At 47.1% G+C, this 12,000-nt stretch carries 12 protein-coding genes and 1 rRNA gene; 1 reads left to right on the top strand and 12 read right to left on the bottom strand.

The genetic code is table 11. The features are described 5' to 3' along the window. Positions 1 to 4 precede the first annotated feature (4 nt). The 3 genes from BUQ91_RS15120 to BUQ91_RS15110 all read right to left on the bottom strand — a co-directional run bounded on the left by BUQ91_RS15120 (position 5) and on the right by BUQ91_RS15110 (position 3,162). On the bottom strand, positions 5 to 961 hold the full coding sequence (locus BUQ91_RS15120; protein WP_175566653.1) for a hypothetical protein: 957 nt from the start codon (positions 959 to 961) through the stop codon (positions 5 to 7). Positions 962 to 973: 12 nt separating this feature from the next. Then, positions 974 to 1,801, bottom strand: coding sequence for a TIGR02147 family protein (locus BUQ91_RS15115; protein WP_074209879.1), 828 nt, complete (start codon positions 1,799 to 1,801; stop codon positions 974 to 976). A gap of 182 nt (positions 1,802 to 1,983) precedes the next feature. Next, a complete protein-coding gene (locus BUQ91_RS15110; RefSeq protein WP_074209878.1) occupies positions 1,984 to 3,162 on the bottom strand; it encodes a tRNA dihydrouridine synthase in 1,179 nt (392 codons plus the stop codon). 105 nt (positions 3,163 to 3,267) lie between these two features. Here BUQ91_RS15110 and BUQ91_RS15105 point away from each other — a divergent pair, with 105 nt between their 5' ends. After that, entirely contained in the window at positions 3,268 to 3,642 is a 375-nt protein-coding gene (locus BUQ91_RS15105; RefSeq protein ID WP_072831056.1) for an HU family DNA-binding protein, read from the top strand. Between the two features lie 105 nt (positions 3,643 to 3,747). On the opposite strand, the gene BUQ91_RS15100 is transcribed toward BUQ91_RS15105, so the two are convergent. The 9 genes from BUQ91_RS15100 to rrf all read right to left on the bottom strand — a co-directional run. Beyond that, positions 3,748 to 4,452: a pseudouridine synthase gene (locus BUQ91_RS15100; RefSeq protein ID WP_083601315.1), complete on the bottom strand. Its 705-nt coding sequence runs from the start codon at positions 4,450 to 4,452 to the stop codon at positions 3,748 to 3,750. Further along, positions 4,452 to 5,492: a hypothetical protein gene (locus BUQ91_RS15930; RefSeq protein ID WP_254842396.1), complete on the bottom strand. Its 1,041-nt coding sequence runs from the start codon at positions 5,490 to 5,492 to the stop codon at positions 4,452 to 4,454. Before BUQ91_RS15930 ends, BUQ91_RS15100 begins: the two co-directional genes overlap by 1 nt. Next, complete coding sequence (locus BUQ91_RS15090) at positions 5,493 to 6,071, bottom strand: MlaC/ttg2D family ABC transporter substrate-binding protein (protein WP_072831052.1); 579 nt, start codon at positions 6,069 to 6,071, stop codon at positions 5,493 to 5,495. An 18-nt stretch (positions 6,072 to 6,089) separates the two neighbouring features. Next, on the bottom strand, positions 6,090 to 7,466 hold the full coding sequence (locus BUQ91_RS15085; RefSeq protein ID WP_254842395.1) for a TolC family protein: 1,377 nt from the start codon (positions 7,464 to 7,466) through the stop codon (positions 6,090 to 6,092). 71 nt (positions 7,467 to 7,537) lie between these two features. Next, the gene (locus tag BUQ91_RS15080) at positions 7,538 to 8,224 is read right to left on the bottom strand and encodes a lytic transglycosylase domain-containing protein (protein ID WP_139299763.1); all 687 of its coding nucleotides are present in this window, start codon (positions 8,222 to 8,224) and stop codon (positions 7,538 to 7,540) included. Beyond that, positions 8,214 to 8,900 carry a hypothetical protein gene (locus BUQ91_RS15075; protein WP_074209876.1) on the bottom strand — a complete coding sequence of 229 codons (687 nt, stop codon included), beginning with the start codon at positions 8,898 to 8,900 and terminating at the stop codon, positions 8,214 to 8,216. Before BUQ91_RS15075 ends, BUQ91_RS15080 begins: the two co-directional genes overlap by 11 nt. Positions 8,901 to 8,903: 3 nt before the next feature. Beyond that, positions 8,904 to 10,760: a polysaccharide deacetylase family protein gene (locus tag BUQ91_RS15070; RefSeq protein ID WP_074209875.1), complete on the bottom strand. Its 1,857-nt coding sequence runs from the start codon at positions 10,758 to 10,760 to the stop codon at positions 8,904 to 8,906. Between the two features lie 22 nt (positions 10,761 to 10,782). Next, positions 10,783 to 11,721, bottom strand: a complete 939-nt coding sequence (locus BUQ91_RS15065; RefSeq protein WP_074209874.1) for a hypothetical protein — start codon at positions 11,719 to 11,721, stop codon at positions 10,783 to 10,785. Between the two features lie 174 nt (positions 11,722 to 11,895). Next, a 5S ribosomal RNA gene (rrf, locus tag BUQ91_RS15060) occupies positions 11,896 to 12,000 on the bottom strand; the annotation flags it as partial.

Genomic DNA, 12,000 nt, shown 5'->3' with positions numbered 1-12,000 from the left:
TCGACTATGGCTTTGTCACCACCAACAGAGGGAACAAGCCTCCCGCAGAAACACCATTCTGGGTCTCACCTAAAGAAATCTCATAGGTTCCCTCAGGCATGCCATAAATAATTACATAACCTTTTTCATTATCTTCATCAGTAACTATTTGACAAGGAGAAAAAGTACGAGGACGTTTTTCGCCATCATAAAGCGAAGAAGTTCCATATTTCATTTCCAAGCAAATACCAAAGTTTCCCGACAACCTGTGAAGAGAATCCAAATACACCTTAGCCGTGTACACCGGTTCAAGAACAATCTTTTCCAATTCAGCAACAGCCTCCCCATTAACTTCCACAACCGTTGCCTTCGAAAAACTAGAATAGATATTGGTACCCAAGCTAGAATCCGCCGAAAGCACGCGCAACTGAAGTGTTTTATAACTAGGATAATATCTATTCTCAACTTTTTTGGATTCCGTTTCCAAATAAGTCAGGAAGTTCACGCTATCCATGTAGATATAGCCATCCTTATCCGTAGTATACTGACAAGCTTTATTATTGTACGAACAAGCCCCTTCATAAACAGTAGCCCCCTGTACAGGATTACCCGCACTATCAACCACCTGAACGCGAGCATTCATATACAATTGAATATCATCATAGGCTTTACAAGTAAAACGGGCATAACCAATAGGCTTTTTTTCAACAACGCTATCAGCGTCAGCAATGACTTCCGGTTCTACGTCAGCAGCGCTCTTGGCAAGTGAACCGCAACCACCATGACCTTCATCAATAACCTTGCGGATATATGCAGTATCTAGTTCGGCAATAGGCGTTCCTGGCATAATCACAGGCTTTCCCGTCTGCGTTTCGCTGTACGACGACGCAACATCGCTACCACTGCAAGCGGCAAGCAATCCAAGACCAAGCATAGCCACGGCGGCACCCATTTTTGCAATCTTATATGTAAACATAATCATTCCTCCTCGTTTTTATTTTTTTAAATTCGTGAACAAGTGAATATTCAACTGGTGTACACCAGTCGCATCTTTCTTGTCTTGCGTAATAATTTTACGCACCTTGGCTTTCAAGTTCTGAATTTCCAAGGCAATTTCTTTATAGGCGTCATCCGAAACGCTGAACGTGAACGTTCCCATATCCGACGGGTTATCGTCATTCGCAAGCAACGCCTGCTTCGAAAGTTCAAAGCACTGCAATTGGTATTGACGCACCAAGTCGTTATTGTTGTAAGCCCCGCTACTTACCGAATCGCGCGAGCTTTTCCAAAAGCCGTCTTCGTTCTTGCGTACAAAGCCAATGCGTTCCAACAGTTCGAGCGAACGTTTTAATGTTCCCACGGAGACCTTGGGGAAAATGCGCTTTTGAATCGGTTCAAGGTCATCCGAAATATCCATCACATCTAACGCCGTAAACAACACGCTATTGTACCAGTGATTGTAATACTCGTACGCATCTTCATTCAAGATGTGGTGCGGATCCGGATGTTGCTTGATAAGTTCATCAAAAAATGCATTACGTTCCGTCGTCGTTTTCGCTTGGTCAAAATTCACCATCGTCTCAAAGTACTTGGCCTCTTTCTTATTGAGTCCAAGGACTTCCACAAACTTGGGAATCATGCGCCCGGTGAGCTTTTTGCCTTTGACAATATCGTTATAATAACTGCGAGTCTTGGGGAGGCCAAGCAAAGCGCAAGCTCCCGCCCTGGTAAATTCAGGGTCGGTCTGCACACGAGCCGCCTGATATTCATCCAAGTACTTGCGGAAATGAGTAAACTGGAATATGTCGATAAACTTGTCCATACTCCAAATGTACTCAATTTTTGACTCAAAGTCAATAGATAGAAGTAAATTTTTGAGATTTTTTTTGAGTACCTAATAAACAACACCGCACCATACCCGCTATACACACTGTCACCCCGGCCTCCGATTCTTGTCATGCCTGCCACCGAGCAGGCATCCCCCTCACGCATTTATTGATAATATCAACGGCCTTTAAACTGGTCGCCGAATTTTAGTTCGGTTTCTTTGGCGCCATTGAGGTTCACGAGGCGTTCCGGCTCAAAGACCATTTCACGGGCAATCCCGTTCTTGAGCTTTTCAACGCAATCAAGCATTTCTGCCGCTGATTGGCACGTCAACAAAGCTTGCCGCACCGACATCGCGACGTTATCGCTCTCTTGGATCCTATCGCCTTCGGCTCCAGGATGACAACATTTCACGTCCAAACAAAATCCCTTACATAAACGCGCGGCGAGCTGTTTCATGCGGCCCATCGCATTCATCTCGGTCGCCCCGTCCTCAATCTTGAACTTGTAATAGAGCGGGAACACATCAAGCGCTTCTTGCGCGGTAATCACATGCTTTTCGCGCCCTTCCCAAGCATCAGCAATCTGCCCGAAAATCCACGGGTTATGCATCGCCCCGCGCCCAATGCTCACGCCCGAAACACCGTAAGTATTAATGCGTTCGCGTGCGCATTCGACGCTATTCACATCGCCATTGCCAATCACGGGAATCTTCGCCGCAGCGGCGACTTTGCCAATCCAGTCCCAATTCGCGAGGCCGTTATAGCCCTGCAAACGCGTGCGACCGTGAACCGTGAGCATTTCAACGCCCTCGCCCTCGGCAATCTTGAGCGTTTCCATCACGTTGATGCTATCGTCGTCCCAGCCAATGCGGCACTTGAGCGTGAGCGGAATCTCCGGCGTCTTTGCGTCCAAAACCGCCTTCACGTCGTGCAAAATCTCTTGCAAACGGGGCAAGTCCCGCAAAAGACCAGAACCGCTCCCCTTGCCCGCCACCTTCGGCGCCGGACACCCCGCATTCACTTCGATGAATTCCGGGTGATAGCGCTCGGCAATCTTGCCGGCAGCCACCGCCATGCGGTCCGGGAAACGACCAAAAATCTGAACGCCAAACGGGCGCTCTTCGGGGAAAAACTTCAGTTGCTTGTGACCATCCGGGTTGAATACGGCATCGCCATCCGTCGGAACAAACTCCGAAACCAAAAGTCCCATGCGATCACCCGAAAGCACTCGGCAAAGACACCTGAACGGAGCATCGGTCACCCCGTCCATCGGACTCAAGATAGTATTGGGGAAAATCTCCTTATCACGGAGACTAAAACGGACCTTTTTAGGCAAATTATCAATCTTCAACATTTAAGTCACAACTATTCACAAATATTCCGCAATGTGAACCCGAAAAAGATATTTAATTTCACATCAACCATCACTCTAAGTCTATGTTAAACTTATATTTAGTGCGTGGCTAATATTACTAAACAATCTCTTATTCAAGAAATCGCCAAATCCACCGGATTTGTGCGCAATGATATTAAAATTGTAGTCGAACAGTTCCTTGACCTCCTCGGCGAGAAGCTTATCGAAGGCAATACTATTGAAATTCGCGGTTTCGGCACGTTCGCGTGCAAGCCTCGCAAGGCTCGACCGGCACGCAATCCCCGCACCGGCGAAACTGTCATCATCGACGAACGTTTGGTCCCGACATTCAAGTTCAGCAACGACATTAAGGATAAGATCAATTCGCTCGAAGGCATTCTCGGCGAAGCCTCTGTGCAGCCGGAACTTGAAACCGAAAACGAAATCGTTCACGTCAATAGCGAGTACGATTCCATCTAAACGAACGTTGAACCCTAAAAATCAGGCTTTCACGCCTGATACGAAAAAGCCGGCTTGAACGCCGGCTTTTCTTTGTCATGCCCGCCTCCGAGCGGGCATCTCCTTCTACGATAACGAAGCGACTTCTTCTTCGGTGAGGAATCGCCAACCGCCCTCGCCCAACGTACGATCCAGAACAACCGGTCCAATCGCAACGCGTTCCAAAGTTTCCACGTGATTGCCGACCGCAGCGAACATGCGGCGGACCTGATGGTACAGTCCCTCACCAATCGAAATATCTACAGCATCACCGTTCACTTCAATTTCGCGAGCCAGCACCGGACGTCTTTCGTCCTTGAGCATCACACCTGCTAAAAGTTCGGCCTTCTGCGCATCTGTAAACGGTCGCGCAAGCGTCACGCGATATTTTTTCCAGAGTCCCTTCTTCGGGCTTTCAACCTTGTGGATAAAGTCACCCTGATTCGAGAGCAGCAGGAGTCCCGAAGAATCTGCGTCCAAGCGCCCGACGGACTGGATGCCCATTGCCGTAAAGCGTTCCGGCAGCAAATCGTACACAGGCTTGTGGTCACGAGCGTTGTGGCTGCATTCCACATCCGTCGGCTTGTAAAGCATCACATACAACTTCTCGACCGTCGGCGCTTCTTCGCCGTTCACCGTAATAAACTCCGGACGCGTCTTGAATTCCATGAACGGGTCTTCGAGAACCTTGCCATCCAGTTCCACAAGGCCCATGCGCACTAACGCGCGCGCATCCTTGCGGCTGCCAAAGCCCATCGAAGCCAGTAAACGTTCCAAAGTCAAAACGGCCATCAGTCCTCCAAAATAATATTCAGAATCTTTCTGCGAACAAATCCCAGTTCCGGAAGTTCATTTGTTTTAATCACACGCGCACGGCGGCGCCAAAAGCTGAACGCCAAAATTCCAGCAAGCACAAGCGTTTCAAGCACAAAACAGAAAACGCGGAGCAAAGTAATACTCAACCAAACAGAGCCTGCAGCACGAAGTTCCTTTTCGCGACACCAGTCCATTCTCAAATCCCAATCGCCAACGTACGGATACGCTTTCAAGAATCCGTTCACTGCCGCGATATAGCCCATGGTCTGGTAATCCGTCTGGATACCTTCGACAAAGCAATCCTTAAAGCGAATGCGGAACAGCGAAAGCACAGCCTTCAAAATTTTCAGAATGTACTTGAAAGCCCTAGCATCAAAATCCGGCGTCAAAATGATGGTCCAAAATTCACGGTCCGAAAGCTTGCGCTTTTCTTTTTTAGGCTTCTTTTTTTCGGGCTTTTCTGCTTTCGACAATTCCGAATCATCCGATTTCGAATCATTAGACTTTACTTTTTCTGACTTCGAAGCAGGTTCCGTAGAAATCGGTTCGCTTACAAGCGCTGGCTTCGCAGCATCCTTAACATCCGCTGTTTTCTTTTCTTCCGGCTCCGATTTTGCGGCAGGCTCACTATAGTCATCCTGAAGAGGCTTGGCCTCGACAGCCCCCGCCTCGACCGATTTAGTCTTCTCAGGCGATTCAACTGTTTGTTCTTTCTTTTCGGAAGATTTCGTTTCGCTCTTTACAGGTGTTGTTGCGCTACTCTGAGTATCGTCAGACTTTTTATCCTTCGTCGAAGCCTTTACGTTTTCTTCACTTTCTACTTCCGACTTCCTACTGCCTACTTGTTCCTTTCCCCAACTTTTCTTGCACTCGTAAACCTTTTTCTTGAAAAAAAAGAACAGCGCCCGCGCACCGCGCTCCCCGGCTTCAAATTCAATTCGAACAGAAAACGGGAAAAGCAGTAGCACAAGCGCTACAACGAGAATAGAACAAAGGAGCCAGGAAAAAAAGCCCATTTACTTTTCGGCTTCGTCGGCCTTTTTACTGATAATATCGATCAATTCGGCAAAGCTCTTATCCTTGAGAATCTTGCTGAACTGTTCCTTGTAGTTGCGAGCGGTCGAAAGGTCATCGATGACCAAGTCCCAAGCCTTCCACTTGCCGTTCACAATCGTCATCTTGTATTCGAGCACCGATTCCTTGCCCTTGTTCCACAAGTGAGCGATAACGCGAGCGTCGTCCGAACCCTTCATCTTGGCCGGTTCATAAATCGTGGAATCGGCACGATAAAGTTCAAGGCGATTTGCACTGGAATTGCGGACCATGCGCTGGAATTCCGCCACGAACTTCTGCTGAGAAGCTTCGTCCTGAGCCTTCCAATCGCTAGCAGCCAAGGACTTCTTGGCCAAGAGCGCAAAGTCAAAGGAATCATTCAAAAGGTTCTTGACGCGTTCCGTTTCCTTGGCGGTACGCTTGGACTTCTTGATGATGTTCTGCAGTTCAACGTCCTTGCTCTTCACAACAGAGACTGGATCTTCAGCAGCAAAAGACAAGAGCGAAGCACAGGCAATAGCGATCAAAATTTTCTTAAACATCTTTAAATCTCCTCTTTTTTACTTAAAATACGTTTTATAGTCGCTAAGAGACAACCCCATCTTTGCCACTAATCCGGCAAATTCGACATTATATCGGCAAACTGCGAAATAATAATCTTTTTGCATGGTTATATTCTGCGTATAAGCCGACACAAGAGCGCTAGTTTGGGATTTATCAAGGTCATATTTCATGGCGGCATCTTTCAAAAGCGATTCCGTTGCGCGCAGACTTTCACGCAAAGCATCGAGCTTTCCCTTAGCGGCCACGACCTGATAATACTGTTCAACAGCCTTAGCCACAAGCCCTTTCGAAGCGTAATTTTCCTTCAGTTTAAGACCGCGATATTCCGTTCTCGCCTGGCGGAAATCTTCCCAGCTCTTCCAGAAATTCAAACGATACCTTAAGCCAACACCGATAAGCCCCGAAATTTTGTTCACGGCATCTTGTGCAAAAGCGTTTTTCTGGACTACATTGCGGTTTCCGGCCCAGCTTTTCACGTATTCGAACTGTCCCATGACAAAGAACTCGGGAGCAAGTTTTGCCTCTGCCAAATCCATCTGGAATCGACGAGCACGTAACCCCGCATCGAGCTGTTTGAGTTCCGGATTATGCATGAGGGTCCATTCACGAACCTGATCCTCTGTCGGCAGCGGTTCGGGTCGAATCGCAAGGATTGTATCTTCGGCAGCAAAAGTCTCGCCTTCCTGCAAGCCTAATGCAAAACGGATAGCAAGTTGCACGCGCTTCATGCCAAGGTCAGCCTCGATGACGCCTTCCTTGACCGTATGCATTTTAGCCTTCAAATTCAAAAGGTCCGTCTGCGAAACCGTCGGTTCATCTTCGTCCAAAGCCTCTTCGAGCTGGTCGTACGCCTTGTCCACTTGCTTCTGGGCATCAGCGGCTATGCGCTTCATTTCAAGGGCAAGGAGATAGTTGTAATAATAGCTCTGGAGTTCAACTTCTTTCTTGAGCGTCGAGTTTTCGATTTCAAAAGTCTTTTGCTGCAAATCGGCTTCCAAAGCAAGCTTACCCGTGCGGTACTGGCCCAAATTTAACGGCTGGATAAACTTGGCTTCAACACCCCAGAAAGGTCCCATTCTGGAAAAATCGTACTTTTCGGCTTTTTCAATACCCAGGGTATCTCCGGAATCATTGAAATAGTAATCGTTGTATTCCTTGAGACCCGGCGCAGGCCCCACCATCATAGACACGTAGAAAGTCGGCAAAATGACTTCGGACTTGAGCGCGTTAATCTTATTTTTCTTGGCTTCGGTGCCATAACGCAGTTCTTCCATCTGCGGGTCACTCGCAAGCCCCTGCTCCACAAAGCGCAAACAGTCATAACGGACTTCGCCCGCCAAGGCGATCCCCGTCATTGCAAGAATAAAAAACAAATTCCTAATCACAGCTAGAATTTAGAAAAAAGAATAAATAACAAACGGGTTGCTATTTATAAAAGTGGCATTTAAAAGGAACAGTGGTTTACCAAGTCCTTGTATCGCCTCACAACACCTTCATAATAAGAAGTCGGGAGCGGAGCATTCTTTTCAAGGAGTTTATCGACAGCAGTATGGCCCAAGTTGTAAGCCACTAGCGCCTCCCTTAAATTACCGTACTTGCCAATCAAGCGAATCAAGTAGGCCGAACCCACAACCACATTCACTTCTGGGCGCATCAAGTCGTCTTCGCCTTCAATAATAAGACCGAACCTGCTACCAATTTTTTTTGCGGTTTCCAGCTTAATCTGCATCAGCCCCAGCGCCCCCGAGAATTTACCGGTCTGGAAACGTCCACGTGCAAGCGGGTTTCCACGACTTTCCTGTGCAACCACGGCAAGAACAATCAAAGGATCCAGCGAATACGATTGGGAAATCTGCCACAAGTGTTCCGCCAAAATGCGAGAACTGACCTCAGAAATGCGATCCCCCAACATATACGTGAGCGCCTTTTCGATTTTCAAGTAATCCAGCGTCCACTTGCCCACCACTTCCAAATGTTCAAGGTCATTGTGAAGAATTCGCTCGCGGTTGGCTAAATTTTCAAGTTTCAGCCTGTTAGAATACCATTCGCTCGCAAAAAAAAACAAGACGGCGAAACCAATGATAAACAAGACGCTAACGCTCATCGAAGAGAGCCGAACTCTACTTTTCACGCCGTGTTTTCTCCAGGTATTCGAGATAAGAGACCCAATCTTGAATGGCACCAAAGGAACTTAGCAAAGTCGTATCCTGAACAACACCAAGTTTGCGCATCGGGCCAATTGCAGATTCAAGGCGATCAATTTCGCGGATGTATCGCGCTTTTTGGCTTTCCAAAACCGTAATTTGAGCTTGCTTATCCGAAATTTCACGTCCTTGTCCAACAATAATAACAAACAACGTAATTGCCCAACCGATAAGGAACAGCGCGACCGAAACAGCAAAGCCAGGAGAAAGACTGATAGACCTCTTTTCGTAATGAAGGCCGACCAAGTGAGCCTGCTTAGAAAGCCCCGACTTACGGTACTCCTCGTGACTCCTGTAAATTTCAAAAATGTTCTTGTAACGCTCAAAATAGGCGTGCAATTCGTCGCTGTTAAAAATCAAAATAAGCGAAGCTTTCTGTTGCTTCACCAAATTCAGAATTTCGAGGAACAAGCCACGATATGCATCCGTCGTAAAGCGAGCATTTTGAAGATTCACAAAGAAAAAGATACCCGGACCGCGAACAAGCATTTCCAGCTTTTCGCGAACAGCCGACAACTGGTATTCACCGAGAATACCATACAGTGAAATTTCAACTTCTTCGCCGCGGTCTTCAACCTGGATATCAATCAAGTCGGCTCGCATTCTTTACCTCTTGGTCACCGACACTGAAATTTTAAACGCCTTGCGGTCAAGCACATTGAACGGCGCATTCCAGAACGGGAACACGCGAATGCCCTGGAAAGCCTGCGGAGCAGCCGACGATGTCGCTCCAAAAATGGAGCCTACAAAAATAGATGTCGGTCGATCAAAAGCCATTCGGAAAACACAGCCATCCTTTTCATCGCGGATTTCAAGCAACTTTCCATCCGGATACAAAAGCGGTTCCACCATGTTCCACTTGACATTCATTCCGTCAATCACGACCTTGTTGACATCACCTCGTGACAAAAGTCCAAGTTCAAGAATGGTCCCGAAAAAGCCCTTCGTATTCACGTAGGCAAGATTGTCGATTGTATACGAAACCGTAAACTTGGCCGCATCGCCCTGGAACGTAAATACCTTCTTTATCTTGAACAAAGCCTTGCGTTCTTCGCTTGCAAAACCTTGTTCTTCGTCAAGCATAATCTCAGTACCCGAGTCCGAACGAAGAATGCGGTAATCATAAGGATCCGCAAGCAGATGTTTACGGTCATAAAGCATCTGTTCCAACTTAACCGGCGTAAAGTCTACATTCGGCAAAAGGCAATCCAAGAAGGCAAAAGAAGGCTCGCCATCATCGCGCCAGGTATTCACCAAATTGATTTTTCCGCCCTTATAATTCAAGGCGCGGAGCGCACCGCCAAAGCGATAATCCAGCAAATAAGAGGACTCCGGATTTTCGCAGAACAGAATTTTTTTACCCCTGAGCAAAAAGTCACACACATCCACGCGAAGCCCAGAAAATCCGGTAAGGTCATCAAGAATCTGCGATGCAGAAAGCAACAAACGATTCGAGCGCTTGCGAACCATCATGGAACGCATACCCGAACGATTGAACATGTCCCTAAAATAAAGCGGAGCCATCGCCGGCAAAAGCGCATGGCAAAATTCGAGCCACTTCTTGCCCGAAAGCACACTGCGAGCTCTCCTGTACAAATTCAGGAAAGACTTGTGGTGCATATTAATTTCTGGACGACGGATCAAAAGTTCACGACAAGTGCGCGCCGTCGAAGGAAGCCCAAGCCTGCGACCCGCCGAAACAAGGAAACTAATCGTTCCACAAGTTTCAAGCTGATCCACCGCAAAACCGACAGTTCTAGTCTGAACTTCGTTCGTCTCGACAAAATCTACAAAACGTCCAAAAAAATCTACAATCTGGGTTGGTTCCGACGGAATATCCAAAAGAGCCACCGCAGACTTTCCATCGCGGCAATACGGTTCAGCAATATTGCGCCAAGCAAGATTGTCTTCGGCAATCGCCTTCGAAAGCACCTCGGAAACAGGCACAATGCGGATAAGCGCACCACGATCTTCAAGCGTAAACCAGCCAGATACAGGCGTCGAGCGACCAAGCGCATCTTGCACAGCCGCTTCCGTCACAAGTGCATAATCAAAACGAGAGCGTTCCAAAACATCGGCCATGCCCGGCTCCCACACCAGCGAGGAATTGAAATACCCCTGCGGTTCTGCGCCAAGCACCTTCTTCAAGTAGTCGCGATGCAACTCCAGCTGCATCGTCTGCAAATCTTCCGGAAAAAGCGGCAACATAGGATCATAATAGCCACCGCCCAAAAATTCGAGAACCCCATTGCGAATCGCATTCTGAATCTTACCGAACATCAACGGCTTTGCCACATTGTAAAGCGCCTCAATCACAGGACCATCCAAAAAGATGGAGCACTTTACCTGTTCCGAATTCAGAAGAACATTCATCCCTTCGAGCAAGTTACGCGCGACCGCCTCAAGGTTTTCATACGAGGTCGATGGCGACATCTGCAATACAAAGGATATTCTAGGATTCATGAGACAAAGAATAGCTTTTTTTTCACCAAAGCGCTACCGAAAATGCAATCCTATCCCCATTATATCCGTATGCATTTAATCCTTTGATTAAAGGGGCGACATCCTTCATTAACACATCTTTTGGGAAAAATAGCATCATCTGATTTCCCACTAAATTCCAAGCGCATTTAGGTTGTTTATTTTGTTCGCTTTTATGAAGAAATTTCTCCTTAGATTGTATTTCCGCAATGAATTTCCACAAGTCCGCTAGGTTATTAAAGCTATAGAACTTAAATCCGTCAAAAGAACCGTTCTCTTTCAAAGCCTCTTCATTCAAACTTAAAACATAAGTCTTGTCATCTTTTGAGGCATAAAAGGTCAACATCAAATCCAAAGCCTTATAATCTTTAACGCAGTCTATCTCATATTTTCTCTTATCATTATCTGCACTCAATATTTCATTAAGAGATAACTTAGAGCGGTCTCGTCCAAACTTATATCTTAATTTAGGCATGTGCCTAACAATAAAAGAGAAGCAAATACTAAGACTAGAACATGTAGGCAATTTCACATCGTACACATCCTTGAAATTGTCACCGATCACATAATCAATTGTCGAAAAACCTTCAAAAAACATTGTAGCAATGATTTTATAGAAATCACCGAAAGAAAGATTTTCATCGACATGTAACTTGGCTTTAATACATTCATCAACCGGTTGCTTGTTTTTTAAAGCTTCCTCTTGTTCAAACACTCTTATCTTTTTTAGCCCATCATCAAGAGGCACAATCAAGAGCTCTTGATTAGCGGAAACATCGGTAGCGGTCTTACCAAGAACCGTTCCGTTCAACGAATATTCATCGAGACCAACATCCAAAACGGGTTCGTCCGGATTCGGGGTCATGAAATCCTTCTTCGCGCTGTCGCAGGCCGCAAGGAGGAAAAGGGTGAGGAACAGGATGTATGCGGAAAGTCTGGACATTTGTACGGAATATACAAAATTGCGACTGGAACCGTGTATGCAAGGGGAACCGTGCAGGGCGGCCCCGCAACAGGTGCGGGGTGACAGCGCGGGAACGGGAATTCCCGGGGAAGCGCCACGTGCTGTATAAAAAGAAAAAGCCCCGCTCGCCGTGTTTCGGCAAGCGGGGCGTGAATCCAGCGGCGACCTACTCTCCCGGGCCCGGGGGCCAGGTACCATCGGCGATCTGAGGCTTAACTTCCGTGTTCGGGATGGGAACGGGTGTGACCCTCACTCGAT

The organism is Fibrobacter sp. UWB11 (genome assembly GCF_900143015.1).
Lineage (GTDB): Bacteria > Fibrobacterota > Fibrobacteria > Fibrobacterales > Fibrobacteraceae > Fibrobacter.
Note: the sequence above shows the minus strand (reverse complement) of the source record. Positions and strands in the feature narration are given on the sequence as shown.